Below are 26,416 nucleotides of genomic sequence, written 5' to 3'. Positions count from 1 at the left end.
GGAGCGGTGGGGCAGCGCGCGCAGGATCGCCGGCCACACGCCCTCGCCCGGCTCGATCTCCGGGATGGCGGCGGCGAGGGGCGCCAGCCGGCGCTCCCACTCCCGCACGGCGGCGCGTGCGGCGGGATCGACGGCGAGTTCGAGATCCATGGCGGCGCGCTCGGTGGCGTCGAGCGTGCCGATGACGTATTCGGCGGCGCGCAGGTCACGCTCGGCGGGGTCCTCGGTCATGCCGGCCCCTCCAGGCAGCCGCGCAGGGCCGCGAGCCCGCGATGCAGCCAGGTCTTGATGGTGTTGACGGGACGCGCGAACCGCTCGGCCAGCTCTTCCCGCGAATGGCCCTCGCAATAGGCGAGCACGATGCAGTCGCGCTGCGTCGCCTCCAGGCGGGACAGGCAGGTGCGAAGGGCATCGCGCCCGAGAATCGCACCTTCGCTGTCATGCGGATCGGCCAACCGTTCCACCCAATCCTCTCCGTCCTCGCTCACCGGCCCCTGCACCTCGCCCTTGCGCCGAACCCCGTCGATCGCCCGGTTGCGGGCGATGGTGCAGAGCCACGGCAACGGGCGGCCCGCTTCCGGAGAGAACGAACCGGCATTCTGCCAGATGCGCAGGTAGACGTCCTGGAGCACGTCTTCCGCCATACCGCGATCCCGTTGGATACGGAGCACGATGCCGAAAAGTTTCGGAGCGGTGAGATCGTAGAGAGCCCGAAGGGCCTGCTCGTTGCCGGATGCCACGGCCGCGATCAGTCGCGCCAGTGCCGCGTCGTCACGCAAGGGTCGGGGCATCCTCTCGGCACGACATGATACGACCGTTCGATCTGGCGGGAACGTTGCAAGCGAGTCTTAATGGAGCGGACGCGCGCCGGCTACTGCATGGCGCGCGATCGATGGGGATCGGCACGTCTTCTCTCAATGCTGATCTGCGTGCGGCCGGGCGTGGGTGTTCGACGGCGAGCCGGCGACCTATCTCCCGCAGACGGTCGCCGATCCTTCGAGGATGTGGGGCCGTGGAACTCCCAGGCGCAGGACAAGGATACGGGATTCATGACGTCGCACGGAGACTGGAAAATTCCCGCCGCCGTGCAGCCCAAGGCGGGCGATTACGCGTACGACCTCGACAGGGCCCTGTCGGCGATCGTGTCGCTCTCGACACGCATCCCGCCGGAGGCGTTCACCGCCGAGACCCTGGGCACGGAGCGGGCCGGCAACGGCGTGGTGATCCGCGAAGACGGCCTCGTCCTCACCATCGGTTACCTCGTCACCGAGGCGGACAGCGTCTGGATGACGACGCATGACGGACGCTCTGTTCCCGGCCATGTGGTCGGCTTCGACGCCGTCACCGGGTTCGGCCTCGTCCAGGCCCTGGGCGACCTGGCGCTGCCGCCGCTTCCCATCGGGCGCTCGGCCAGCCTCAAGATCGGCGACAAGGCGGTGGTGGCCGGAGCCGGCGGACGCACCCGCTGCGTCGCCGCCGAGCTGATCGCGCGGCAGGAATTCGCGGGCTATTGGGAATACGTCCTCGACGAGGCCCTGTTCACCGCGCCCTCGCACCCGCATTGGGGCGGCACGGCCCTGATCGGCCCGGCCGGCGACCTCCTCGGCATCGGCTCGCTGCAGTTGCAGCAGGGCGGCGCGGAAGGCCCGAAGGCGATCAACCTCGTCGTTCCCATCGACCTCCTGCCGCCGATCCTCGAGGATTTGACCACTCGCGGGCGGGCGGACCGTCCGACCCGGCCCTGGCTCGGTCTCTATGCCAGCGACAGCGACGGGGCGGTGGTGGTGATGGGGCTCGCCGATGACGGCCCCGCCGAGAGCGCGGATCTGCGCGTGGGCGACGTGCTCGCGGCGGTGGCGGGCGAGCCGGTGGAGGATCTCGCCGGGTTCTTCCGTCAGGTCTGGGCGCTGGGCGAGGCGGGGGTGCGGGTGCCGCTTACGATCAAGCGGGACGGGCGTCCGATCAAGCTCGTCGTGACGTCGAGCGACCGCGAGCGTTTCCTGGTCTCGCCGCAGCTGCATTGATCGGGACGGGACGCGGGTCTATCCCGTGCCCATGACGGACCACGTAGACACCTCCCCCATCCACATCGTCGGCGGCGGCCTCGCCGGGTCCGAGGCCGCCTGGCAGATCGCCGAGAGCGGCCATGCTGTGGTGCTGCACGAGATGCGCCCGGTGCGTGCCACCGAGGCGCATCACGGTCAGGACCTGGCCGAGCTCGTCTGCTCGAACTCGTTCCGCTCGGACGATGCCAACGGCAACGCCGTCGGCCTGCTGCACCAGGAGATGCGGACGCTCGGCTCGCTGATCCTGCGCGCGGCCGACGCCAACCAGGTGCCGGCCGGCGGCGCGCTCGCCGTGGACCGGAACGGGTTCGCCGCCGCCGTCACCGCCGCTCTGGAGGCGCATCCCCTCGTCACCATCGCCCGCGAGGAGGTCGAGGGCCTGCCGCCGGAGGAATGGGGCCGGACCATCATCGCCACCGGCCCCCTCACATCGCCCGCCCTGGCGGAGGCGATCCGCGGCCTGACCGGGGCCGAGGCGCTGGCCTTCTTCGATGCCATCGCGCCCATCGTCCACCGCGACTCCATCGACATGGACAAGGCCTGGTTCCAGTCGCGCTACGACAAGGTCGGGCCGGGCGGGACGGGGGCCGATTACATCAACTGCCCGATGAACCGCGAACAGTACGACGCCTTCATCCAGGCGCTGATCGAGGGCGACAAGATCGGGTTCAAGGAATGGGAGGCGACCACCCCCTATTTCGACGGCTGCCTGCCGATCGAGGTCATGGCCGAGCGCGGGCCCGAGACCCTGCGTCACGGCCCGATGAAGCCCGTCGGCCTCACCAACCCGCACGATCCCACGGTGAAGGCCTGCGCCATCGTCCAGCTGCGCCAGGACAATGCGCTGGGCACCCTCTACAACATGGTCGGCTTCCAGACGAAGCTGACCTATTCCGAACAGGTCCGGGTGTTCCGCACGATTCCCGGCCTGGAAAACGCCGAATTCGCGCGTCTCGGCGGCCTCCACCGCAACACCTATCTCGATTCCCCCCGTCTCCTCGACGGGACCCTGCGCCTCAAGGCCCGGCCGAGCCTGCGCTTCGCCGGACAGATCACGGGCTGCGAGGGCTATGTCGAGAGCGCCGCCATCGGCCTCATGGCCGGTCGCTTCGCCGTTGCCGAGGCACGTGGTGAGACCCTGGCGCCACTCCCCGCCACCACGGCGCTCGGCGCCCTCATCGGCCACATCACCGGCGGCCACATCGCAGCCGAGGAGGCCGGGAGCCCCCGCTCGTTCCAGCCGATGAACGTGAATTTCGGCCTGTTTCCGCCCCTCGCCCATGCCCCGAAGGGCGAGGGCGGCAAGCGCCTGAAGGGGCCGGAAAAGGCGGTGGCGAAGAAGCGCGCCTATACCGACCGGGCGCGGGCGGATCTGGCTTCGTGGATGGGAGGCGAGGCGGTACCGATCGCGGCGGAATAGACGGCGCGTGCGCATGCCCTCTCCCCGCGTAGGGGGCGGGGGACATGCGAACCAAGACTTCGGTTTTTCCAGCGAACGCTTTCGGGGCAGTGCCACCAGAAGCCGCAACCGACCTCAGGTCCGTCCACGATCAATCGCGTGGTGCGGGCTCGGTGCGGCGTGGGTGGCGCCGGTCGAAATCCATCGCCGCGAGCTTGAGCGCGGACAATCCACCAACAATGAGAATGGCGGCGAGGCCGGCGATCTGCAGGGAGAGCGTCATCGAGCTTCAATCCTCACTGCGCATGAATCGAAGAGCAGCGTGCCCCGCTAAATGTAGTGCGAGGGCAGCGAAAATCAAAATCCAATGTCCTCCGCTGAGCACGCCATATTGGCCTTGCGCGAGCGGCACGACGAAGGCGGCGCCGAATGTTGCAATCGACAAGGCGTTGAAGAGCGTCGCGAGAAGCTTGACGTGCTCATTGAACCGCTTGGCAAGAAATTTTCTATTGCCGCCTTCGGTCACGCCTCCCTCCGCGGCTGCGATTCCGACATCGTCCAATCACACCGGATCCAGCGAAAAGATGCGTCGGCCCGGCCGGTGGCCCTCGTCACCGGTATCGCGAAACCCGGTCTTGAGAAGGAGACCGCGCGAGGCTTCGTTCTCGGGCCGGCACTCGGCGACGATGAAGCGGTGGGGGAAGCGCTTGCGCAGGATCGCGATGGCCCCCGTCACCGCCTCGCTGCCGTAGCCCTGGCCCCGGGCGCCGCCGCCGACCCAGTAGCCGAGTTCCACCGCGTGCTCGCCACGCAGGTGGAAACCGACCACCGCCACGAGAACGCCGTCGGCCTTGGCCCCGAGGAAGCAATCCTTGGTCGGCTTCCCCCTGCCGATCAGGCGGCGGGCATGATCGAGGGTGAAGGGATCGGGCAGGAAATCCACCGCCCCCGTGATCGCCTGATCGTCGGTGAGGGCCTGGACCGCCTCCGCATCCGCCTGGACCAGCGGCGCGAGACGCAGGCGTGCGGTCGCCTGCGTGGGCAGGTTCGACAGGGAGTAGCGCGAGGCGAGCGTGCGGAAGAACATGGCTTCCGTGGTGGAGCCGCGCGGCCACGAGGGCAAGATCCCTCTTCGCCGAAGGGCTCCTTCCTCGCGCGGCGCGACAAAAATGAAACCCGCCCCGGCATCGCCGGGACGGGTCATCGATCCGGCCTATCGGTTCGCCCTCACGGATGGATGACCATCGCGTTGAACGGATAGACGTAGGCCTGCAGCATCACGAGCACGCCGACGAGGCAGGCCAGCACGATGGAGTGCCAGAACACGAAGCGCAGGATCTTGCTCTCCTGGCCGAAATAGCCGGTGGCGGTGGAGGCGACGACGATCGACTGGGCGTCGATCATCTTGCCCATGACGCCGCCCGACGAGTTCGCCGAGGCCATGAGGATGCCCGACAGGCCGAGCTGCTCCGAGGTGATTTTCTGCAAGCCGCCGAACAGGACGTTCGACGCGGTGTCGGAGCCCGTGAGCGCGACGCCGAGCCAGCCCAGGAGGGTGCCGAAGAACGGGTAGAGGATGCCCGTGCCCGCAAAGGCGAGACCCAACGTGGCATCGACGCCCGCGTAACGGGTGAGCACGCCGAGCGCCAGCATCGCCGAGATGGTGATGAGCGAGTAGCGCAGCACCCAGATGGTCTCGATGTAGGCGGTCACGAGGCGCCAGGGCGAGAACCGCATCAGGAGGCCGGAGATGATGGCCGCGAACAGGACGCCGGTGCCGGTGTAGGACATGTAGGCGAACTTGAAGACGGCAGGCTCCGGATGGGCGGTGGCCACCACGGGGGGCACCTTCATGATGACGTTGTGCAGGCCCGGCACCGGATAGTTCCAGATGAAGATCGGGTCGACGATGTCCTTGAAGAACTTGGTGCCCCAGATCGCCACGATCACCGAAAGGATGATCCACGGCACCCAGGCCAGCAGGATCTCGGAAGAGGTGGCGGTGCGGGTGGCGGCGGCGGCCTTGGGGCCGTCGACGGTGGTGACGTAGCCGATGGACGGATCGTTGCCGCGCAGGGCCGGCGAGGTCCAGATCACTGCCGGGCGCCAGAAGCGCAGGAACAGCACCAGGGCGCCCATGGAGACGAGCGCGGCGCCGATGTCGACGATCCACGGGTTGACGTAGTTCGAGATGCCGAACTGGGCGAGCGCGAACGAGCCGCCGCAGACGAGGATGGCGGGCCAGATCTGCAGCATCCCGCGGAAACCCGCGAACACGCAGATCAGCCAGAACGGCACCAGCACCGAGAAGAACGGCAGCTGCCGGCCGATCATGGCGCCGAGAACGTAGGGGTCATAGCCGGTCACCGAGGCGAGGCCGGCGATGGGCGCTCCGAGCGCGCCATAGGCCACCGGGGCGGTGTTGGCGATGAGCGACAAGCCCGAGGCGGCCAGCGGCGAGAAGCCGAGGCCGATCAGGATGGCGCCGGTGACCGCCACGGGGGTGCCGAAGCCGCCCGCGCCTTCGAAGAACGCGCCGAAGGCGAAGGCGACCAGCAGCAGCTGGAGCCGCCTGTCGGTGGTGATGCCGGCTACCGACTGCTGCAGAGTGGCGAACCAACCCTTCTCCACCGTGAGCCGGTAGAGGAAGATGACGTTGAGGATGATCCAGCCGATGGGGAAAAGCCCGAGGGCGATGCCGTAGCCGGAGGCGCGGGTGGCCAGATCCGCCGGCATGCCGAACAGGAAGACGGCGACGCAGAACGCCAGGACCAGAGAGAGGACGGCGGCGATGTGAGCCTTGACCTTGCCGCTGGCGATCATGCCGAGCAGGGCGATGACCGGCAGGGATGCCGCAAGCGTCGAGAGCCATGGGCTCCCAAAGGGATCGTAGACCTGGTTCCACGTATTCACGGGCGTCGCGCTCCTCGGTGAGCCCGATCTCTCGCCGGGCCCTTGACATCGTAGCTAGCAGAGCAGTGGAGCGGGCTCAACGCGAAGAATCTTGTATTCAGATCATGTTGCGCGCGTGCTTCGCTTTCTGTCCGCCGAGACTGCAGACGCCCGGAAACGGCAAGGCATCTCCTTCGAAACACAAGCGGAGCCGTTCCGAAACGGAAGCGAGGCGGCTGTGCGACCTGTCGCAGCCTCGGAACATGAGAGTCGGGAGACCGTTCCCCTTGGTATCCTCCATGCCAGCGATACGGAGATCAACCTATGTTCATGCGCGTCGATAAGCTGCAAGCCGAACTGCCCGCACCCAAAAGGAAAGATCCGAACGCTGCCGCTGCCCTGCAGGAACTGCTGGGTGGTAAATATGGGGAGATGTCGACTCTTGGGAATTACATGTTCCAGAGCTTCAATTTCCGCAGCAAGTCTAAGCTACGCCCGTTCTATAGCCTCGTTGCCGCGATCACAGCCGAGGAGCTGGGCCATGTGGAGCTGGTGAGCAATGGCGTCGCCATGCTCAACAACGGCCCCGACAATGATGGCGACGAGAAAGATGGCGGCGACATTTCGGGTGCGCCCTTCGAGGACATGAAGGACATTCGCCTTGCGGCCGCGTTCCTGTCGAATGGCGGTGGCGTCACCCCGGTGAACAGCAACGGCGCGTCCTGGAACAACGATTTCATCACCACCACCGGCAACGTGGTCGTCGACCTGCTCCACAACTTCCATCTCGAATGCGGCGCCCGCCTGCACAAGCTGCGCGTCTACGAGACCCTGACCGACCCGACCGGGCGCGAGGTCTGTGGCTACCTTCTCGTGCGCGGTTCGGTCCACGCCCATGCCTACGCCCTGGCACTGAAGAAGATCACAGGCGTCGAGATCGAGAAGTTCCTGCCGACGCCGAACATCAACCTCGACAAGATCCCCGAATGCCAGAAGTACCTGCAGGAGGGCTCGCACCGCCGGCTCTACACCTTCAGCCCCGGTGACTACACGGAGATGGCCGGCATCTGGGGCAATGGCGAGATGGCTCTGCCGGGTGATCCGCCGGGCGAATTGTCGGTGGTCGAGGGCATGCCCGACGGCGGCAAGATCCACCAGCTCACCGGCGTCCCTTCGGCCTTCACCCCGGACTACGCCCCGCAGGAGATGTTCGAGATCGCGGAGAAGCTGACGAAGAAGGCACGCTGAAGCCTTGGCCTCCCGACGGATTACTGTCGGGGGGCTTTTCTTTCGTTTCGTGCGACGGGCAGGAATGCAGTCCGGGGCGCACGCCCTCCCACCTACCACCTCATCCTGAGGCGCCGGAGTGAAGCGCAGGCCTCGAAGGAGGCCTCCAGTTCGCGCCGCGGGTACTGGAGGTCTCCTTCGAGGCCGTTGCGCGGCGTCTCAGGATGAGGTGACAGGTTGGGTGAAATCTCATCCCCTTCTTGACCCCCTCCAGAGCCGCCACAGCCGCCGCCAGCGCGGCAGGGCGATGATTGTGTTGAGCGGGTCGTAGCCCGGCCGCTCCATCATCGCGAGGCTCGGTTCCACCAGGGCCGTCGGCAGGAAGGCGGGCAGAGCGGCAGGCGCGATATTGGCTCGCGCGTCCTCGAAGGCCTTCAGGTGGCGCCGGGCCAGGGCCCGCAGATCGGCCGTCGCCCCGAGGAGACCGGGGCCGCCGCGTCCCGTGACGATGTCTTCGCGGGTGACGCCATGATCCTTGAGGATATCGGCCGGCAGGTAGACCTGCCCGTTGCGGGCGTGCCACGGCAGCGCCCGTAGCAATCCGACGACACCGAAGGCGACACCGGCATGGCCGGCGGCTGCGGCGCCCCCCGGCTCCGCGCCGTCGCAGAGGACGAGGCCGCCGAGGCGGATGAGCGAGGAGGCGGTCTCCCCGCAATAACCTTCGAGATCGTTCACCCGCGGCATCGGATCGTCGTAGAGGTCGAAGACGCGGGCATCGATCAGATCGACGAAGGGCTGGCGCCCGAGCTTGCGCTTGACGATGGCGTCGTCCAGCGCGGCGGCCACCGGGTTGGCCTTCACGTCGCCCCTCGCCTCCCCCTGCAGCGCGTCGCGCCACCATTGCAGACGGATCTCGCCCGCTATCGGGTTGGTGACGGCGTCGCGCACGCGGGCGATGGTGAGGCTGAAGGCGGCAAGCGCGAAGAGATGCGGCCGGAAGGCCGCCGGCGCGAAGAGGGTGGCGAAGTATCGGTCCGGGTCGCCCTCGCGGACCAGGGACTCGCAATGCGAGAAGGCGAAGGCAAGGGGTTCGGCCGTTCCGGGGCTGGTCTCGGTCTTCGTCACGCGACCGCGATCATCGCGGCGGCGACCTTGCGGTTCTCCGCCATCAGGATGTTGTAGGTCCGCGCGGCGGCCCCCGTCTGCATCACGTCCAGGCCGATTCCGTTGTCCTTGAGCCAGCGCCGCAGATTGTCCGGAAACGGCGCGATGTCGAGGCCGGTGCCGATGAGGAGGAGCTCGACCGCCCCCGCCTCGGCCACGACCGGGCGCAGGGCGTTGCGGTCGATGGCCTTGGCCTCCACGACATCCCAGGCCCTGATGCCCCCCGGCGTCACCAGGATCGAGCCGCGATGCGACATGTCGGCGAAGCGAAAGCCGCCATTGCCATAGGCGTCGATGAGGTGGCGCCCGGGAACGAACCCGTCATGCAGGCTGCCCTCCGCCATCTCTATTCCGCCGCCTGGGGCACGCGGCCGCCGGTGGGACGGCTCTGCGACTTCACGCCCGACAGCATCAGGCCGAGATAGATCAGGACCGGGGTCGACACGAAGATCGCCGAATAGGTGCAGATCACCACGCCTGCGAGCATCACCACGGCGAAGCCCTGGATCGCCTCTCCGCCGAACAGCACCAGGGCGAGCAGCGACAGGAAGGCGGAGGTCGCCGTCATCACCGTGCGCGACATGGTGGAGTTGATCGACAGGTTGAGCAGCTCCACCGTGGGAATGGTCTTGTAACGCCGCATCAGCTCGCGGGTCCGGTCGAACACCACCACTGTCTCGTTCAGCGAGTAGCCGACGATGGTGAGGATCGCCGCGATCGAGGTCATGTTGAACTCGATCCGGCTGATGACGAAGATGCCGATGGTGAGCACGATGTCGTGCAGGGTGCCGACGATGGCGCCGAGCGCCAGTTCCCGCTCGAAGCGGAACCAGAGGTAGAGGAGCACCGCGAGCACCGACAGCACCACGCCGAGCGTGCCCGACTGAACGAGCTCGCCCGACACGCGCGGCCCCACCGTCTCGGTGCGGCGGAACTCGTATTCCGCGTCGAAAGCGCCGTGCGCCTTCTGCATCACCGCCGTCTGGCCCTGCTCGCCCGGCTGGAGCGGGAAGCGGACGAGGATCTGCCCGTCGCCGCCGAGTTCCTGCACCTCGGTCTCGCCGAAGCCGAAGCTGTTGGCGGTGTGTCGCACGGCGGCCACGTCGGCCGTCTTCGATTTCGCCTGCAACTCCACCAGGGTGCCGCCCTTGAAGTCGATGCCGAAATTCAGGCCGACCGTCAGGAACAGGATCACCGTCCCCACCGACAGCAAGGCCGAGAGCGGGAAGGTGAAGCGCCGGAAGCGCATGAAGTCGACGTGCGACTCATCGGGCCAGAGGCGGAGCAGACGCATGTTCGGTCTCGGTCTTTCGGCAATGAGGTCGATCGGGTCGTCGAAAAGAGCGCGTCCGGTTCCACCGCACGTCCGTCATTCCGGGGCGCCCGCAGGGCGAGCCCGGAATCCAGGCACTCAGGTGGAGGTTCTCCTGGCAATCCCGGGTGTCTGAATCCCGGGCTCCGCTTAGCGGCCCCGGGGTGACGGGATTGTTTTGCAGATGAACGGATCACTCGAAAACCGGATCGGGCTCCTCTCGCAAACTGTGAATGCTCGGACTGATTTCAGAACGGCAGAGCTTTGTTTCAGAACGGCAAGGCCTTGGGTCGGGCGTAGTTGTACCACAGGGCGATCATCATGCGGGTGAGCGTCACCGCCGTGATGACGGTGGTGAGGATGCCGAGGATGAACACCACGGCGAAGCCCTTCACCGGGCCGGAGCCGAGGAAGAACAGGATCAGGGCGGCGATGGCCATGGTCGAGTTCGAATCGATGATGGTGGCGAAGGCCTTGTCGAAGCCGGCCTGCAGGGCCGAGACGATGGAGCGTCCCGCCCGCACCTCTTCCCGCACGCGCTCGTAGATCAGCACGTTGGAATCCACCGCCGTGCCGATGGTGAGCACGATGCCGGCGATGCCCGGCAGGGTCATGGTCGCCTCCAGCACCGACATCAGGCCGAGGATGAGGCCCACATGGACGAGGAGGGCGATGTTGGCGAAGAAGCCGAACACCCCGTAGGTGGCGAACATGAAGACGATGACGAGGATGCCGGCGACCATGGTCGCCTTCTTGCCGGCCTCGATGGAATCGTTGCCGAGGCCGGGGCCGACGACGCGGCGCTCGACCACGGTGAGCTTGGCGGGCAGCGCACCGGCGCGCAGCAGGATCGAGAGGTCGTTGGCCTGCTTGACGGTGAAGTTGCCGGTGATCTGGCCCGAACCGCCGGTGATCGGGGTGTTGATGCGCGGCGCCGAGACGACCTCGTTGTCGAGCACGATGGCCATGCGGCGGCCCACGTTCTCCGAGGTAGCCTGGCCGAAGCGCTGGGCGCCCTTCAGGTTGAACTTGAAGCTCACCATGGGCTCGTGGCTCTGCTGGTCGAAGGCCGGCTGCGCGTCGGTGAGATCGCCGCCATCGGCCATGACCCGGCGCTCCACCGGCACCTTGCCGCCGCCTTCGTCCTTGTTGGTGAGCATGTCGACATCGCCGGAGGGCGAATCGGCCAGCATGCGGAATTCGAGCTTGGCGGTCTTGCCGAGCTGATCCTCGAGCTGCTGCGGGTCCTGCAGGCCGGGGACCTGGACGAGGACGCGGTCGGCACCCTGCTGCTGGATCGAGGGCTCCTTGGTGCCGCCGAAATCGATGCGGCGGCGGATGACTTCGATGGCCTGCGTCACGGCCCGGCGGGTGCGGTCGGTGAGGCCGGCATCGGTGAGCAGCAACTGGATCGTGCCGTCGGGCCGGTCTGTGACGTCGAGGGTCTGGCCGCCGGCCTGTGCCACCATGGCGTTGGAGATCGGCTGGGACAGTTCGCGCAGCTTCGGCAGGGCCTTGGCGCGGTTGGCCGGATCGGAGATGCGGATCTGGACGCCACGCGGAATCAGCTGGATGCCGCCCTCGGGGGTGATGCCGGCTTCGCGCAGGGTGCGGCGCACGTCGTCGCGCAGACCCGTGGTCTGCGAGCGGATCAGGTCGTTCCGGTCGATTTCGAGGAGGATCTGCGAGCCGCCCTGGAGATCGAGCCCCAGCACGATGGCCCGCTGGGGCACGATCCAGCTCGGGAACCAGCCCGGCAGGGACGCCATGAAGCCCTTGCGCTGCTCGGCCGAGAAGAAGCTCGGCACGGCGAGGCTCAGGCCGATGAGGATGACGGCCAGCGTCGCGACGATCTTGGTTCTCGAAAAGCGCAGCATCCGCCCGTTCCGTTTCTTCTTACGATGCCGGTGTTTGCACCGGCATCTTCAAGCGGTGCACAAGGCCGCCGTCGTGCGTGACGGCCCCGGGATCTCAGGCCGCCTTGACCGGACCGCCCTTGACGCGGACTTCCGAAATCATGGTGCGGACGATCTTCACCCTGACGTTCGGGGCGATCTCGACCTCGATCTCGGAGGCCTCGTCGGCGACCTTGGTGACGCGGCCGACCAGCCCGCCAGTGGTGACGATGGTGTCGTCCCGGCGCACGTTCTTCACGAGGGCCTGATGCTCCTTCACGCGGCGCTGCTGCGGGCGGAGGATCAGGAAGTACATGATGACGAAGATGAGGACGAACGGCACCACCTGCAAGGCGATGTCCGCTCCGCCAGCGGCCGCGGTGGCCCCTTGCGCGAAGGCGGGGGTAATCAAGCGGGTGACTCCTTGGGCTGAGCCGGTCCTGGGGAGTCGCGCGCAGGCGGGTATGGGCGCGTCAGGACAGGTCGAAAAGCGCGCGGACTATAGCCATGCACTTGGTGAAAGCAACGGCGCGTCCACAGGATGCGCGGATCGGATGGCCCGCACCCGATGCCGCACCCGTGATTTTCCGCCTCATTGTCCGTATGGACGCGCTCGACAGCACATCCAAGGAGTTTCGAGACGCCATGACCTCGACCCCACCTGCCGACCGGGCGATGCTCGACGCGATCCTGCCCGTCCTCGAGCGGATCGCCGCCGCCCTGGAGCGTTCCGCCCCGGCCGCGAAGCCGGCCCTGGACCTGAATTCGGCGGATGCCTTCCTCTGGGGATCGGACCGCCGTCTGATCCCGGTGCCGAAGGTCAACCGGGTGGAGATCGATCTGCTGACCGGCATCGACCGGGCCCGCGACATCCTCGTGGACAACACGACGCGCTTCGCCAAAGGCCTGCCCGCCAACAACGCCCTGCTCTGGGGCGCGCGCGGCATGGGCAAGTCGTCCCTGGTGAAGGCGGCCCATGCCCGGATCAACGCGGAGCGGGCGGAGGGTGAGCTACCGATGAAGCTGGTGGAGATCCACCGCGAGGACATCGAGGCCCTGCCCGACCTGATGGCGACCCTGCGCGGCGATGCGCACCGCTGGATCGTGTTCTGCGACGACCTGTCCTTCGATGGCGACGACACATCGTACAAGTCGCTCAAGACGGCTCTCGACGGCGGCATCGAGGGCCGACCCGACAACGTGCTGTTCTACGCCACCTCCAACCGGCGGCATCTCCTCGCCCGCGACATGGTGGAGAACGAGCGCTCCACCGCGATCAATCCCGGCGAGGCTGTGGAGGAGAAAGTTTCGCTCTCCGACCGCTTCGGCCTCTGGCTCGGCTTCCACAAATGCAGCCAGGACGAGTACCTCGCCATGATCCGCGCCTATGTGGAGCGCCACGGGCTGAAGGCCGACCCGGATACGGTACGGGCCGAGGCCCTGGAATGGGCCACCACCCGCGGTTCGCGCTCCGGCCGCACCGCCTTTCAGTTCATCCAGGACCTCGCGGGGCGGCTGGGACAGCGGCTCGATTGAACGTGGCCGACCGCCGTCGCGTCGGTATGCCGGGAGGTCGATTTTCCGGATACATCGAGCGCGAGCGGAGAGAGATCTGGGGCTTGCGCGCGGATGAGCCTCGGATGGCAGGGGCATGCCCAATACGGTCTCGAGGCGGTCCGTGATCGGGAGGCGGATAGTGTGCGAGCGCGGCTACCGGCCGGTCACCCAGGAGGTGGGGACGATCCAGGCAAAGCGGTCAGCGATAGCCGCAAGGGCGTTGCGCTTAACCTCTTCCGCGGCGATGGAACCGCTCCCTGCCGGCAGAGAGCGGGTTGCTGTCGCATCGGCCACGACGAAGCTCTCATAATTCCGATCCAGTGCCGAGCGCGCGGTTGCCTCCACACACATGTGAGTCATGAAGCCGGCGAGGATTAACAGGCCGCGCCGCTCGCGATGAAGAATGTCGTCGAGATCGGTTCCTGCAAAGCTGTTGGGAAGGCGCTTCGTCACGACCATCTCGTCCTGTATCGGGGTCAATTCGGGTATGAACTCGGCTCCAGCCGACCCCTCGGCGAAGGCGGCCGAATTGGCTTTGGCCACATGCCGGACATGGATCACCGGAACGCCGTTCGCATGCGCCCAATCCCGTAGTTCCACGATCCGAGTAACGGCTGGATCGAACCCCGGCAGAGGTAGCACGCCGGATCGATACTCCTTCTGCGCATCGATGATGACGAGCGCGGCACGAGTCTTGTCCAAGGCCGGGGGGCGGGCTCCCGCTATTTCCAAGAGGGTGCGTGGGGCGACGGCAGGCGTAGACAGAGCCAGCAATACGGCGCCAAGCAACATGTTCGACATGGAATCATCCTCCGCCGAACGGGGTACCACCTGGGCTGCTGCACAAAAATGAGCAGTTTCACCCAAGTCTTGTACGGAAATGAGCAGCATGTCCGAACGGGATATCGATTGGGATGACTTGCGTATTCTCCACGCCGTGGCGATGGAGGGCTCGCTCTCGGCATCGGCCCGCAGGCTCGGTGTCAGTCATGCCACGGTCAGTCGCCGTCTGGCCCGGTTGGAGGAAGTGCTCGGCCTGCGCTTGGTGGACCGCATGGCGACGGGAGCCATCCTCACTACGGCGGGCCGGGAGCTCGGCGTCTTGTCGGCACGCATGGCCGACGATGCCGTTTCATTGATCAGGCATGCGAAAGGAGCACGGCAACTCCTGTCGGGCGAAGTTGTGGTGGCGGTGACACCGGGCCTCGCCAATGAGGTCGTCGTGCCGGCGCTGGCGTCCCTTGGCACGGAACATCCCGGGATCGTCCTGACCATCGCGAGCGGCGTCCCGCTGGTCTCCCTCGACCGGCTCGAAGCCGATCTCGCGATCCGGCTGACGCGACCTGAGGAGGGTTCGCATACTCGGCGGCGCCTTGGAATCATGCGCTTCGCTCTGGTCGCCGCGAAGACTTACGACCCCGGCAATGCCCGTCGCCGGTTCATCGGCTACTCGCACCGCTTCGATACGCTGCCACAACAGCGTTGGCTGATCGAGCAGGCCGGCAGCGACGGGTTCGCGGCTCGGATCGACGACATCACCGGACAGCGGGCAGCCGCACTGTCTGGAATGGGGATTGCGCTGCTTCCCGAGTTCATGATCGGACCCTTCGAGGGTCAGCTCCAGCGCCTCCCCTTCGATGGCCCTCTTCCGACACGCGAAATCTGGCTCGCGCAGCATCAGGACATCCGCAAGGCGCCGGCCGTCAGGATGGTGGCGGATCGGCTTGCCGAGGCATTCGAACGCGATGACCGGTTCTGCGAGGCACGCCATCGCTGATCTGCGCTAACGGCCCCGCCGTCTTCGAGCGTTCGCAAAGCAGCAGAGCACAAATGAAAACGGCGGCTCCTGGGAGCCGCCGTTCGTTGTGTGAATGGTAATCCGCTCAGTTGCTGGCGAGGTGCGGCATCGGGTCGACCGGGGTCGCACCCTTGCGGATCTCGAAGTGCAGCTGGGGCGAAGTCACGTTGCCCGAGGCGCCGGACTTGGCGATGGTCTGGCCGCGCTTGACCTTCTCGCCGGGGCGGACGTCGAGTTCGCCGTTATGGGCGTAGGCCGAGACGTAGCCGTTGGTGTGGCGAACCAGCACCAGCTTGCCGTAGCCCTTCACGTCCGAGCCGGCATAGGCGACCGTGCCGTCCTCGGCGGCCTTCACCGCCGTACCCTCGGGCACCGAGATGTTGATGCCCTCGTTGCCGCTGGTGCCGTAGCCGGAGATCACCCGGCCCTTGGCGGGCCAACGGAACGACTGGTCGGGCTCGGCGGCGGGAGCCGCGACGGAGCCTGTGCTGGCGGGCTCGGCCTTCTCGGGCACGGGCGTCAGTGAGGCGACCTTGACCGGCGCGGTCTTGGCCTTGGCGGCTGCCAAGTCGGCGGCCTTGGCCTCGGCGACCTTCTTGGCCGCATCCTTGGCGGCTTCGGCCTTGGCGAGCTTGGCCTCGGCGTCCGCGGCCTTGCGGGCGGCCTCGGCCTTCGCCTTGGCGGGATCGACCTTCGGAGCCTCGGCCTTGGCGACCTCGACGGGCTTCTTCGCCTCGGCGGCCTTCTTCACCTCAGCGACCTTCTTGGCCTCCGCGAGTTTCCTGGCTTCGGCCGCATGCTTGGCATCGGCCGCGAGCTTGGCCTCCGCCAGCTTCTTGGTTTCCACGGCGCGCTTGGACTCCGACGCCTTGTTCGCCTCGGCGATCTTTTTGGCCTCGGCGGCAGTCTTGGCCGCAGCCAGCGTCCGGGCTTCGGATTCCCTGCGGGCGGCTTCCTGGCGGACGCTGTCCTGGCGCGCGGCCTCGGCGCGGGCAGCCTCGGCACGAGCCTTCGCTTCCGCGGCCTTCGCCTCGGCGGCCCTGGCCTCCGCGGCCTTGGCCCCGGCATTGAACGGGATGCGCGGCGGGGGCGCCGCAGGAACGGTGCGCGGCGTCGCGACCATGCCGCGGCCGGCATCCGGATTCATGCCCGCAGGATTCATTCCCGAGGGGTTCATGCCGGAGACCATCCCGGAGGACGGCGCGGTGGAGGCGACGCGGCCCGTGGCCATGGGAGGCGTCGCGGCCAGCGGACGCGGCGACATCGGCGCACCGAGGGCCTGCGACTGGATCCTGGGGGTCCGTACCGCCGGAGCCGGAGCCATCTCGCCGTCATCGGGCAGGCTGCCCGTGGCGCTCGGCTCACTCGAAACATTCGAGGCGAAGGGGTTCCCGAAGGGGTCGCCCAACCGCGACGCATCGGTTGAGCATCCGGCGGCACTGCCGCCGATCACACCGATGAGCGCGAAACGCGACAGCGTCCTCAACCCTAGACCAGTCCCGCGAACCCGCATCGACGCACCTGTTTGCCTGACGCAACTTGATGACGTCATTCAAACGGGATTCAGGTTAAACAACCGTTCCCGTTCACCACGTTTTCGGCGTCGAAGGAACTTTCCTGGCAGGCACGTCCCGGCTCGATCCAAATCGACCGCGGCTGTGCCCGGCGATAAGATCGTGATGGATCAAGGGTTTGGGTCCCTGGATCCGGGCCTGCTCCTGTTACCTAGAGAACGAAGGCTCTGCCGGGTGTGAGGGGCGCCAGCCTTAATTGGACGCCGAGATTTTTAACGACGGCGCCCTCCCCGCCCCGATCGGCGAGGACGAGGCGCGCGCCGCCCGACTGCGCGAGAGCGCCCACCAGCCTGCCGCCGGGCGCCAGGAGGGAGTCGAGATGGGCGGGCATGGCCGGCAGGGTGCCGTTGACCAGGATGCGGTCGAACGCCCCCTCCCCTGCGACGTCGGGATCGAGGCCGTCGCCGACCTCCACACGGGCGATCACCCGGTCCTCCGGGTCGAGGGCCGAGACGGCATCCTCCGCCAGGGTGGCGTAACGCTCGACGCTCAGGATGGAGGCGGCGCCGAGGCGGATGAGCAGGGCGGTGACGTAGCCCGAGCCGGTGCCGATCTCGAGGATGCGGGCGCCGGGCTTCACCTTCAGGGCGGTGAGCATCGCGGCGACCACGGTGGGCGCCGACATGGTCTGTCCGCAGGCGAGCGGCAGGGCCACGTCCCGCCGGGCGAGATCCCGGTGCTCGCGGGGCGCGAAACGGGCGCGGGGCACCCGCTCCATCGCCCGCAGGGTATCGGTGTCGCGCACGCCGAGGCCGCGCAGGGCCATGACGAAGGCGGCATCCTCGACCGAGCCTTCCATCGTCATGGACGTCGTCTCACGGCTGTGTGCGGATGGTCCGATTCCCGGAACGTCCGCGATCCGGCATCGGGGCGCCGACACGCGGTCGCGCTTGCGCCGCGCGAAGGCCGGGGCGTCTCACTCGGCGAAGGCCTGGGCGAAGCGCGTCAGCGTCGGCTCGTCGGTGAGATCGAGGCGCAGCGGCGTCACCGAGATGCGATTCTCCGCGATGGCCCTCAGGTCGGTGCCGTGGCCGGGCTCGAACCGCGCCTTGGCGAAGGCGAGCCAGAAATACGGGTTGCCGCGTCCGTCATGGCGCGCATCGATGGCGAGCAGCGCCTGATTGCGCATCCCCTGCGCGGCGACGGAGGTGCCGACGACCTCCTCGGGCTCGCAATCGGGGAAGTTGACGTTGACGACGATGCCGGGCTCGATCCCGATCTCCAGGATCTTCTTCACCACGCCCGGCCCGTGATGGGCGGCGCAGGCCCACTTGATCGCCCCGCGCCCGCCGGCGCCGTAGGCCTGGCTCAGGGCGATGGAGCGCACGTTGAGGATGGTGCCTTCCATGGCCGCCGCGATGGTGCCGGAATAGGTCACGTCCTCGGCGACGTTCTGGCCGCGATTGACCCCGGACAGGACGAGGTCCGGCCCATGGTCTTTGAGGATGTGGCGCACCCCCATGATCACGCAGTCGGAGGGCGTGCCCTTCACGGCGAAGCGCTTCTCGGAGACCTGGCGCAGGCGCAGGGGATCGTTGAGCGACAGGGAGTGCGAGACGCCGGACTGATCGCTCTCGGGCGCCACGACCCAGACGTCGTCGGACAGGGTCCGGGCGATGCCCTCCAGGGTTTCGAGGCCCGGCGCGTGGATGCCGTCGTCGTTGGTGACCAGGATGCGCATCAGCTCTTGAGCCCTTCGATCTTCTCGATGCCGCCCATGTAGGGCTTGAGAACCGACGGGATGGTGACGCTGCCGTCCGGGTTCTGGTAATTTTCCATCACGGCGATGAGGGCGCGGCCGACCGCGACGCCCGATCCGTTGAGGGTATGCACGAATTGTGCGCCCTTGCCCTCCTTCGGGCGGTAGCGCGCGTTCATCCGCCGCGCCTGGAAGTCGCCGCAGACCGAGCAGGACGAGATCTCGCGAAACGTCTCCTGCCCTGGCATCCAGACCTCGATGTCGTAGGTCTTCTGGCTGGCAAAGCCCATGTCGCCGGTGCAGAGCGTCATCACCCGGTAGGTCAGGTCGAGCTTCTTCAGGATCGCCTCGGCCGAGCCGAGCATCCGCTCGTGCTCGTTGGCGGATTGATCGGGCGTGGTGATCGAGACGAGCTCGACCTTGTTGAACTGGTGCTGGCGCAGCATGCCGCGCGTGTCGCGCCCGGCCGACCCGGCCTCGGCGCGGAAGCACGGGGTCAGCGCGGTGAAGCGTAAGGGTAGCTCGTCCTCGGAGAGGATCGATTCACGCACGAGGTTGGTGAGGGGGACTTCGGCCGTGGGGATGAGCCAGTGCTCCTCTCCGGCCCGGAACTGGTCGTCCCGGAACTTCGGCAACTGCGCAGTGCCGAACATCGCCTCGTCGCGCACCAGGATCGGCGGCGCCACTTCGGTGTAGCCGTGCTCGCCGGTGTGAAGATCGAGCATGAACTGCCCGAGCGCCCGCTCCAGCCGCGCGAGCTGGCCCTTGAGCACCACGAACCGCGCGCCGGACATGCGCGAGGCCGCCTCGAAATCCATCAGGCCGAAGGCCTCGCCGAGCTCGAAATGCTGGCGGCCGGTGGCGAGCTTGGTCCGGCTGCCGGAGAAGGCGCGGTGCTCGACATTGCCGTGCTCGTCGGCGCCTTCCGGCACCTCCGGGTTCGGGCGGTTGGGGATCGCCGCGAGGCGGTCGTCGAGGACTTTGCCGGCCTCCGTCTGGGCCGCCTCCAGGGCGGGCCCCTCCTCCTTCAGCCGCGCCACCTCTTCCATCAACTCGGCGGCACGCGCCTCGTCCTTCGCCTTCTTCGCGCCGCCGATCTCCTTGGCCAGCGCGTTGCGCCGCTCCTGGTTGGCCTGCGCCGCCGAGGTGGCGGTTTTGCGCGCGTCGTCGAGGGCGATCAGCTCGGCCGAGAGCGCGTCGAGGCCGCGACGGCGCAGGGCTTCGTCGAACGCTTGCGGATTCTCGCGGATGGCGCGGATGTCGTGCATGGGCGGCTCGGTTCGCTGTGAGTCGCCGACGCTTTGCAGCATCGGGGCGACCCCGACAAGGCCGGGCATGAGTCGACGGAGCATCCCCGATATCCCCTCATCCTGAGGCGGCACAGCGCAGCGCAGCCCTCGAAGGAGGCCTCCAGACACCAAGTTGCGGACTGGAGGCCTCCTTCGAGGCCGCTTACGCAGCACCTCAGGATGAGGGGGGGGGGGATGGCGTTTATGTGGCGCCTACGGCTCCAGCCCTTCCGCGACCCGCTTGGCTTTGCGGCGGCGCTCGACGCGGGCCACCGAGAAAATCGAGGCCTCGTAGAGAAGGAGCATCGGCAGGGCCAGCGACAGCTGCGAGATCACGTCGGGCGGCGTCAGGATCGCGGCCGCCACGAAGACGAGGACGATGGCGTAGCGGCGCTTCTCGCGCAGGAAGACGGTGTCGATCACGCCGATCTGGCCGAGCAGGGTGAGGATCACCGGCAGCTGGAACGCCAACCCGAAGGCGAAGATCAGGGTCATGATGAGCGAGAGATACTCGTCCACCTTCGGCAGAAGCTTGATCGTCGCTTCGCCCGGCTGGCCGACTTGCTGCAGGCTCACCGAGAACTGGATGAGCAGCGGCATCGCCAGGTAGAACACCACCAGTGCGCCGAGAACGAAGAAGATCGGCGTCGCCACGAGATAGGGCAGGAAGGCCTGACGCTCGTTGCGGTAGAGGCCGGGCGCCACGAAGGCGTAGATCTGCGTCGCGATGACCGGAAAGGCGAGGAAACCCGCGCCGAACACGCTGAGTTTGATGTTGGTGAACACCTGTTCGAGGAAATGCGTCGCGATGAGCTGTGCCTGCTCCGGGCCGACGATGGAGACGTAGGGGTGGAGCAGGATGTTGTAGATGTGCCGCGAGACGAAGAAGCACGCGAAGAACATCACGACGAAGGCCGCCAGGGACTTGATCAGCCGCGAGCGCAATTCGATCAGGTGGTCGAGGAGCGGCGCGCGCGATGCCTCCACCTCGGATTCGTCGACCGGATCGATCATGAGGCAGCGCCGGGCTCGGTAGGCTTGGTGGAGGGTTCGGTCGGGGCCATGGCAGTCCGGGGCGGGAGATCGGGCAGCGCGTAGTCCGGCGGGGGCGGTGGCTCGACGTGCGCCGGCTCAGCCGATGCGGGAGCCTGGATCGACGGCTCGGACGGCGCGGGCGGGTCGTTCTCGGCGAGCTTGGCGGCCACGTTGGCCAGGGGCTGCGTGCTCGATTGCGAGCGTCCGTCCACGGCGCCGCGGATCTCGTCGCGGATGGTCTGGACCGGATTGAAGCTCGGCCCCATCGTACTCGCGGAACGCTTGATACCGTCGACTTCGCGGCGGACCTCGTCGAACTCGGCCTCGCGGATCGCCTCGTTGAACTGGGCATGGAACTCGCCGGCCATGCGACGCATCTTGCCCGTCACCTGGCCCACGGTGCGCAGGGCTTTGGGAAGATCCTTGGGCCCGATGACGATGAGGGCGACGCCGCCGATCAGCATCACCTCGCCCCAACTCATGTCGAACATGGTGTCGCTCGTCCCGCGGCCGATGGCCTATGCCTCGTCACGACCGACGGCCTAGCATGGTTCACGCAAGACCAATCTCCGTCGGGCGATTTCGCTCACACGAACTTCGGGCGATCCCGTCCAGGACCGCCGATGTCGCCTTGACGGTCTCAGACGACCTTGCGGTCGGCCGAAACGTGGCTGGCGGTGGCCGGCTCGCCCTGGTGAGGCAGGGTGCGAACGGGCTCGCCGTTGCTCGGCGGCGGCACGGCCGGCGCCTGCCCGGCAGGCGTCTCATCCTCGGCCATGCCCTTCTTGAAGGCCTTGATGCCCTTGGCGACGTCGCCCATCAGGTCGGAGATCTTGCCGCGCCCGAACAGCAGCATCACGATGCCCGCGACGATGATCCAGTGCCAGATACTCATGCTGCCCATGGCAAACTCCTGCGCCCATGCGGTCGCCTGCCCAGCGACGCCCTCTCACGACGGATTGTCGGGAAACTAGGGATGGGAGGAAGCGAACACAAGAACCACGGGGTCTCTGGCCACGGCATTCGCGGCATCTGAGGCAATTGTGCAGTGCGTCATAAACGCGTCGGGAGCATCGCGCTCATGCCTGGGCGGAAAGGCCTGCCTCGAAGCGCGAGCGCGCCTCGGCGACGTCGAACTCCTCCTGCGGTGCGAGCCGGGCCAGGGCGGCCTCGGCGCGGCGCAGGGCTTCGCCGGACAGGATCGGCGTGCCTTCGAGAACGGCCTGCATCTCTTGCCGATCGCCGTTGCAATGGAGAGCGACGTCGATTCCGGCGGCGAACGCCTTCTCGGCCTTCTCGCGAAAGGTGCCGTCCAGTGCCTTCATCGAGAGGTCGTCGGTCATGAGCAGGCCGTCGAAACCGATCAGGCCGCGGATCACCTGTCCGATCACCACGCTGGACTGCGTGGCGGGATGGTGCGGGTCGAGGGCGGCGTAGACCACGTGGGCGCTCATCGCCATCGGCAGGTCCGCCAGGGCGCGGAAGGGAACGAAATCGTGGGCGGCCAGGCTCACGCCCTCTGCCTCCACCACGGGCAGGTCCATGTGGCTGTCGCAGGCGGCGCGGCCGTGACCGGGGATGTGCTTGATGACGGGGAGGACGCCCCCCTCCATCAGCCCCTCGGCCACCGCACGCCCCAGGGCGATGACGGCGTGCGGATCGGTGCCGTAGGCGCGGTCGCCGATGATGTCGTGGGCGCCGGCCACGGGCACGTCGAGAACGGGCGCGCAATCGACGTTGATCCCCACCGAGGCGAGATCGTATGCCATCAGCCGCGCGCCGAGGCGCGCCATGGCGATGCCCGACCCGTCGAGCCGGCCGAAACGGGCGCCCGCGGGATAGGACGGCCAGTGCGGCGGCCCCATCCGCTGCACCCGTCCGCCCTCCTGGTCGATCAGGATCGGCGTGTCGGCCCGGCCCGTCGTGGCCCGCAGCGCATCGGTCAACGCCCTCACTTCGTCCGGCGAGCCGATGTTGCGCTTGAACAGGATGAAGCCCCAGGGCTGCGCATCGCGGAAGAACGCGGCCTCCTCGTCCGAGAGGGTCCGGCCGGCACAGCCGAGGATCAGGGCGCGAGTGGTCATGGGGGATGCTGCTCGGCTTGAATGGACAGACGATCCGAGGGACGTCCGCCCCTGCTCGTTCCGGTCGCGGCGGTCCTCGCCCGGGCGGGGCTCGCACGAAGCGCCACCGGGATGCGAGGTGTCGACGATCGCCTTCGAGGTCTTCGCTTCGGCTCCCTCGGCCTGGAATCCTCAGGCCCGGATCCCGAAACTCAATGCCCTTGGCTCAGTTCTTGGCCACGAAGCACTGGCCGCCAGCGCCCTGCAACTCTGTGCAGAGGGTGGTGGCTTCGGCCTTGGCCAGGGGGCCGACGCGGACGCGGTAGATCGTCTTGCCGCTGACCTCGGCCTGACGGATCAGGGCGGGCTTGCCGGAGAGCTGGCTGAACTTGCCCTGCATCTGCTTGAAGGCGGCCTGAGCCTCGGCCTCGCTGGTGCGCACCCCGAGCTGGACCGAATACCCGCTGACCGGCGCGGTCGAAGCCGCCGGAACGGGGGCGGGCGTCGGCAGGGCGGACGTCGCATCGGGAGCGACGGCGCTAACGCGCTGCGGGGCCTTCACGCGGGGAGCGGGGGCGGCCTGCTCGGGTACCGCAGCTTCGTCGGTCGCTCCGGGCGTCGCCGTCGGCAGCTTTCCGACACGCGGATGCATCGACCCGCTGGTGGAGCCGCCGTTATCGCCCGGAAGCGTCATCGTGGGGATCACGGATTGGGCGGCGGAAGCCTCGCGCTGGGGCGGCGGCGGAGGCGTATCCGGCTTGACGGAGACGGTCCGCACCCGGCGTGGCTCGCCGAGGGTTTCGGTGAGGGGGGCCGTATTGCCGCCCTGCCCGGTCGAGGGCGTGGCTCCGCCCTCCCCGGCGCGCTGGGCGGAACGGGCGGCCTGCGCGACGTCGACCGGCTGCTCTTCGCGGTTGACGATGCGGATCTGGCCGTCCTTGGCGTTGCGATCGTAGATCTGCTTGTTCTGGTCGGGAATCTCGACGCCGTCCGCCTTCTGCGGGGCGATCTTCAGCGGAGCCTTGTCAGCCAGGATCGTCGGCACGGTGCCGTCGCCCTGGCTCGAATGCAGGCCGCGCCAGGTGAGCGCGCCGGTGACGCAGACCACCAGCACGCCGAGGCCGGCACCCACGGAGACGAGGCGGCTGCGCTGGCGGGGCCGTTCGGCCGCGCGGTTGAGGCGGTCGTCCTGTTCCGGCGCATAGGCCTCCGATCCGCGGGGATCGTGGACCCCGTCGGCATAGGCGCTGTGATCGACGGAGGCGAGATACTGGTCGAAGGCATCGGCCGGATGAGCCGAGAGCGAGGCCTCCGATTCGGACTGGTACTGGGGATGCTGTGCGTAGGCCGCAGGCGCAGGTGCATAGGCCGCAGGCGCCCCGGAATGGGCCGACGGGGCGGCTGCCGGTGCCTCGTCGTGGAAGATCGGCTCCCTCCGCCCGCCCTGGCCCTGCGGCTGGGGCGCGGTACGGGAATCGCGGGCTTCGAGGAGGGCGCGGAAGGGGTCGTCCTGGCCAACGATGCGGGCGAGTTCCGCCAGCGGATCGGGCTTGGCCGCAGGCTGGGCCTGCGGCTGGGGCGGCGTCGTGGGCTGCAAGTCACGCGCGAAGGCGTCGAAATCGACAGGCGCTCGCGAAGCGTTCGTCGTCATGGCAGCATTCCTCTTCACGCCGAGATCACCTCACCGCATTTCATCCGGCGCGGTGACACCCAAGACCGCGAGGCCGGAGGCGACGACGCCTCTCAAAGCCTCCACGAGGGCCAGTCTTGCCCGTGTCGAGTTTCGGTCGTTTGGATTAATAAACCGTAATTGCGGCAGGTCTTTGCCTTTGTTCCAGAAACCATGCAGGGAACTTGCCAGCTCGTAGAGGTAGAATGCCACACGGTGTGGCTCGTGTGCCGCCGCCGCCGCTTCGATCACCCGCGGGTATTGGGCGATGAGCCGCATGATCTCGATTTCCGCGGAATCGGCCAGCAGCGTCAGATCCGCATCCGCGAGGCCGGCGACGGAAAAGTCCTCGCCGGGCATCGCTTCGCGCGCCTGCCGGAACACCGAGGCGCAGCGGGCATGGGCGTACTGGACGTAGAAGACCGGGTTGTCCTTGGATTGCTCCACCACCTTGGCGAGGTCGAAGTCCAGGGTCGCGTCGTTCTTGCGGTAGAGCATCATGAAGCGGATCGCGTCGCGGCCGACTTCGTCGACCACCTCGGCGAGGGTGATGAATTCGCCCGCGCGCTTGGACATCTTCACTGGCTCGCCGGCCCGAAGGAGCCGCACCAACTGGCATAGCTTGACGTCGAGGGTGGCGTTCCCGTCGCTCACCGCCTTCACCGCCGCCTGCATGCGCTTGACGTAGCCGCCGTGATCCGCGCCGAGGACGTCGATCAGGTCTGTGGCGCCGCGCCTGATCTTGTCGCGATGATAGGCGATGTCCGAGGCGAAGTAGGTGAACGAGCCGTCCGATTTCAGCAGCGGCCGGTCGACGTCGTCGCCGAACTCCACGGTGCGGAACAGGGTCTGCTCGCGGTCCTCCCAATCCTCGGGCAGCTGGCCCTTCGGCGGCGGCAGCCGGCCTTCGTAGACGAGGCCCTTTTCACGAAGCTCCGCCAGAAGAGCGGGCACCGCCTCCTTCAGGGTGGCTTCCGAGAAGAACACGTCATGGTGGATGCCGAGCCGGGCGAGATCGCCCCGGATCAGGTCCATCATCGCGGCGATGGCATCCGCCCGCACCTGCGGCAGCCAGTCGGATTCCGGCGTGTCGAGGAGTGCGCGTCCGTGCGTCTCGGCGAGGGCCTTGCCCACCGGCACGAGGTAGTCACCGGGATAGAGGCCTTCGGGCACAGGGCCGACCTCTTCGCCCAGCGCCTCGCGGTAACGCAGGAACGCGGAGCGGGCGAGCACGTCCACCTGCGCACCGGCATCGTTGATGTAGTACTCGCGCGTCACGTCGCGGCCGGCCGCCACGAGCAGGTTGGCTAGCGCGTCGCCGAACACCGCCCCGCGGCCATGGCCCACATGCATCGGCCCGGTGGGGTTGGCCGAGACGTATTCGATGTTGACCTTGCCGCCGGGCAGGTGGGCTCGACCGTACTCGGTGCCCTCGCCGAGCGCGGCACGCACGACCTCGTGATAGGTCTCGGGCGTCAGGCGCAGGTTGATGAAGCCCGGTCCGGCCACGCTCGCCTCGATCACGCGGGGATCTTGCCGGAGCTCCGCCGCAAGCGCTTCGCCCAGCGCCTTCGGATTGGTCCGGGCCTCCTTGGCGAGGACCAGGGCGGCATTGGTGGCGAGGTCGCCATGAGTGGCATCGCGCGGCGGCTCGACCACCACGCGGGAGAGATCGAGCCCCTCGGGCAGCGTCCCGGACCGGATCAGGCTCTCGAGCGCCTTGCGCACGCGCGTCTCGAAGGTGGCGAAGATGTTCATGGGATATCTATTCCGC

26 protein-coding genes and 1 pseudogene are annotated in these 26,416 nt (G+C 67.6%); 5 read left to right on the top strand and 22 right to left on the bottom strand.

Annotated features, from left to right (window positions below; translation table 11 throughout):
- Together FV220_RS06840 and FV220_RS06835 are read right to left on the bottom strand one after the other, a co-directional pair.
- Window positions 1–231: pseudogene (locus tag FV220_RS06840) on the bottom strand (hypothetical protein); the annotation flags it as partial.
- On the bottom strand, window positions 228–779 hold the full coding sequence (locus FV220_RS06835) for a sigma-70 family RNA polymerase sigma factor (protein WP_018043540.1): 552 nt from the start codon (window positions 777–779) through the stop codon (window positions 228–230). The gene FV220_RS06835 and the pseudogene FV220_RS06840, both read right to left, overlap by 4 nt.
- A 270-nt stretch (window positions 780–1,049) precedes the next feature.
- Here FV220_RS06835 and FV220_RS06830 point away from each other — a divergent pair, with 270 nt between their 5' ends.
- Window positions 1,050–2,024, top strand: a complete 975-nt coding sequence (locus tag FV220_RS06830) for a S1C family serine protease (RefSeq protein ID WP_147830334.1) — start codon at window positions 1,050–1,052, stop codon at window positions 2,022–2,024.
- A 31-nt stretch (window positions 2,025–2,055) separates the two neighbouring features.
- Entirely contained in the window at window positions 2,056–3,486 is a 1,431-nt protein-coding gene (gene trmFO / locus FV220_RS06825) for a methylenetetrahydrofolate--tRNA-(uracil(54)-C(5))-methyltransferase (FADH(2)-oxidizing) TrmFO (protein ID WP_147830332.1), read from the top strand.
- 130 nt (window positions 3,487–3,616) lie between these two features.
- Here trmFO and FV220_RS26360 read toward each other — a convergent pair whose 3' ends face one another.
- The 4 genes from FV220_RS26360 to FV220_RS06810 all read right to left on the bottom strand — a co-directional run bounded on the left by FV220_RS26360 (window position 3,617) and on the right by FV220_RS06810 (window position 6,378).
- Complete coding sequence (locus tag FV220_RS26360; protein ID WP_274534509.1) at window positions 3,617–3,748, bottom strand: hypothetical protein; 132 nt, start codon at window positions 3,746–3,748, stop codon at window positions 3,617–3,619.
- A 6-nt stretch (window positions 3,749–3,754) separates the two neighbouring features.
- Window positions 3,755–3,991, bottom strand: a complete 237-nt coding sequence (locus tag FV220_RS06820) for a hypothetical protein (protein ID WP_238253895.1) — start codon at window positions 3,989–3,991, stop codon at window positions 3,755–3,757.
- Between the two features lie 36 nt (window positions 3,992–4,027).
- The gene (locus tag FV220_RS06815; RefSeq protein ID WP_147830341.1) at window positions 4,028–4,552 is read right to left on the bottom strand and encodes a GNAT family N-acetyltransferase; all 525 of its coding nucleotides are present in this window, start codon (window positions 4,550–4,552) and stop codon (window positions 4,028–4,030) included.
- Window positions 4,553–4,692: 140 nt separating this feature from the next.
- Window positions 4,693–6,378: an L-lactate permease gene (locus FV220_RS06810; protein WP_018043534.1), complete on the bottom strand. Its 1,686-nt coding sequence runs from the start codon at window positions 6,376–6,378 to the stop codon at window positions 4,693–4,695.
- Between the two features lie 303 nt (window positions 6,379–6,681).
- On the opposite strand from FV220_RS06810, the gene FV220_RS06805 reads away from it, so the two are divergent.
- The gene (locus tag FV220_RS06805; RefSeq protein ID WP_026175884.1) at window positions 6,682–7,605 is read left to right on the top strand and encodes a manganese catalase family protein; all 924 of its coding nucleotides are present in this window, start codon (window positions 6,682–6,684) and stop codon (window positions 7,603–7,605) included.
- A 228-nt stretch (window positions 7,606–7,833) separates the two neighbouring features.
- Here the strand turns inward: FV220_RS06805 and FV220_RS06800 are convergent, their stop codons facing one another.
- From FV220_RS06800 to yajC, 5 genes are all read right to left on the bottom strand, one after another.
- Complete coding sequence (locus tag FV220_RS06800) at window positions 7,834–8,712, bottom strand: phytoene/squalene synthase family protein (RefSeq protein WP_147830330.1); 879 nt, start codon at window positions 8,710–8,712, stop codon at window positions 7,834–7,836.
- Window positions 8,709–9,095: an MTH938/NDUFAF3 family protein gene (locus FV220_RS06795; RefSeq protein ID WP_018043531.1), complete on the bottom strand. Its 387-nt coding sequence runs from the start codon at window positions 9,093–9,095 to the stop codon at window positions 8,709–8,711. The genes FV220_RS06800 and FV220_RS06795 overlap by 4 nt, the downstream gene beginning before the upstream one ends.
- Before the next feature lie 2 nt (window positions 9,096–9,097).
- Window positions 9,098–10,045 carry a protein translocase subunit SecF gene (gene secF / locus FV220_RS06790; RefSeq protein ID WP_018043530.1) on the bottom strand — a complete coding sequence of 316 codons (948 nt, stop codon included), beginning with the start codon at window positions 10,043–10,045 and terminating at the stop codon, window positions 9,098–9,100.
- Between the two features lie 287 nt (window positions 10,046–10,332).
- A complete protein-coding gene (secD, locus tag FV220_RS06785; RefSeq protein ID WP_056149426.1) occupies window positions 10,333–11,940 on the bottom strand; it encodes a protein translocase subunit SecD in 1,608 nt (535 codons plus the stop codon).
- Between the two features lie 94 nt (window positions 11,941–12,034).
- On the bottom strand, window positions 12,035–12,370 hold the full coding sequence (yajC, locus tag FV220_RS06780) for a preprotein translocase subunit YajC (RefSeq protein WP_056164250.1): 336 nt from the start codon (window positions 12,368–12,370) through the stop codon (window positions 12,035–12,037).
- Between the two features lie 233 nt (window positions 12,371–12,603).
- Between yajC and FV220_RS06775 the strand changes: the two genes are divergently transcribed.
- Entirely contained in the window at window positions 12,604–13,494 is an 891-nt protein-coding gene (locus tag FV220_RS06775) for an ATP-binding protein (RefSeq protein ID WP_187273345.1), read from the top strand.
- A gap of 174 nt (window positions 13,495–13,668) precedes the next feature.
- Here the strand turns inward: FV220_RS06775 and FV220_RS06770 are convergent, their stop codons facing one another.
- On the bottom strand, window positions 13,669–14,406 hold the full coding sequence (locus tag FV220_RS06770; protein ID WP_244474606.1) for a cysteine hydrolase family protein: 738 nt from the start codon (window positions 14,404–14,406) through the stop codon (window positions 13,669–13,671).
- Between FV220_RS06770 and FV220_RS06765 the strand changes: the two genes are divergently transcribed.
- Window positions 14,405–15,292, top strand: a complete 888-nt coding sequence (locus FV220_RS06765; RefSeq protein ID WP_187273344.1) for a LysR family transcriptional regulator — start codon at window positions 14,405–14,407, stop codon at window positions 15,290–15,292. The genes FV220_RS06770 and FV220_RS06765 overlap by 2 nt on opposite strands.
- A 106-nt stretch (window positions 15,293–15,398) precedes the next feature.
- Here the strand turns inward: FV220_RS06765 and FV220_RS06760 are convergent, their stop codons facing one another.
- The 10 genes from FV220_RS06760 to argS all read right to left on the bottom strand — a co-directional run bounded on the left by FV220_RS06760 (window position 15,399) and on the right by argS (window position 26,400).
- Window positions 15,399–16,826 (bottom strand): M23 family metallopeptidase, encoded by a 1,428-nt coding sequence (locus FV220_RS06760; RefSeq protein WP_056149419.1) that lies wholly within the window; start codon window positions 16,824–16,826, stop codon window positions 15,399–15,401.
- A 212-nt stretch (window positions 16,827–17,038) separates the two neighbouring features.
- Window positions 17,039–17,692 carry a protein-L-isoaspartate O-methyltransferase gene (locus tag FV220_RS06755; protein WP_147830327.1) on the bottom strand — a complete coding sequence of 218 codons (654 nt, stop codon included), beginning with the start codon at window positions 17,690–17,692 and terminating at the stop codon, window positions 17,039–17,041.
- 111 nt (window positions 17,693–17,803) lie between these two features.
- Entirely contained in the window at window positions 17,804–18,568 is a 765-nt protein-coding gene (gene surE, locus FV220_RS06750) for a 5'/3'-nucleotidase SurE (protein ID WP_147830325.1), read from the bottom strand.
- On the bottom strand, window positions 18,568–19,854 hold the full coding sequence (serS, locus tag FV220_RS06745) for a serine--tRNA ligase (RefSeq protein WP_056149417.1): 1,287 nt from the start codon (window positions 19,852–19,854) through the stop codon (window positions 18,568–18,570). Before serS ends, surE begins: the two co-directional genes overlap by 1 nt.
- Before the next feature lie 234 nt (window positions 19,855–20,088).
- Window positions 20,089–20,889 carry a twin-arginine translocase subunit TatC gene (gene tatC, locus FV220_RS06740; RefSeq protein WP_147830322.1) on the bottom strand — a complete coding sequence of 267 codons (801 nt, stop codon included), beginning with the start codon at window positions 20,887–20,889 and terminating at the stop codon, window positions 20,089–20,091.
- Window positions 20,886–21,401, bottom strand: coding sequence for a Sec-independent protein translocase protein TatB (gene tatB / locus FV220_RS06735; RefSeq protein ID WP_056149410.1), 516 nt, complete (start codon window positions 21,399–21,401; stop codon window positions 20,886–20,888). The genes tatC and tatB overlap by 4 nt, the downstream gene beginning before the upstream one ends.
- A gap of 149 nt (window positions 21,402–21,550) precedes the next feature.
- On the bottom strand, window positions 21,551–21,814 hold the full coding sequence (locus tag FV220_RS06730; RefSeq protein WP_018043520.1) for a twin-arginine translocase TatA/TatE family subunit: 264 nt from the start codon (window positions 21,812–21,814) through the stop codon (window positions 21,551–21,553).
- Window positions 21,815–21,989: 175 nt separating this feature from the next.
- Complete coding sequence (gene nagZ, locus FV220_RS06725; RefSeq protein ID WP_147830321.1) at window positions 21,990–22,994, bottom strand: beta-N-acetylhexosaminidase; 1,005 nt, start codon at window positions 22,992–22,994, stop codon at window positions 21,990–21,992.
- 205 nt (window positions 22,995–23,199) lie between these two features.
- The gene (locus FV220_RS06720) at window positions 23,200–24,624 is read right to left on the bottom strand and encodes an SPOR domain-containing protein (protein WP_147830319.1); all 1,425 of its coding nucleotides are present in this window, start codon (window positions 24,622–24,624) and stop codon (window positions 23,200–23,202) included.
- A gap of 30 nt (window positions 24,625–24,654) precedes the next feature.
- The gene (gene argS, locus FV220_RS06715; RefSeq protein ID WP_147830317.1) at window positions 24,655–26,400 is read right to left on the bottom strand and encodes an arginine--tRNA ligase; all 1,746 of its coding nucleotides are present in this window, start codon (window positions 26,398–26,400) and stop codon (window positions 24,655–24,657) included.
- Window positions 26,401–26,416: the final 16 nt, after the last annotated feature.

It is taken from the genome of Methylobacterium sp. WL19 (genome assembly GCF_008040005.1).
GTDB classification, from domain to species: Bacteria; Pseudomonadota; Alphaproteobacteria; order Rhizobiales; family Beijerinckiaceae; genus Methylobacterium; species Methylobacterium bullatum.
The sequence above is the reverse complement of the archived record's forward strand: the minus strand, read 5'-3'. Positions and strand labels throughout refer to the sequence as shown.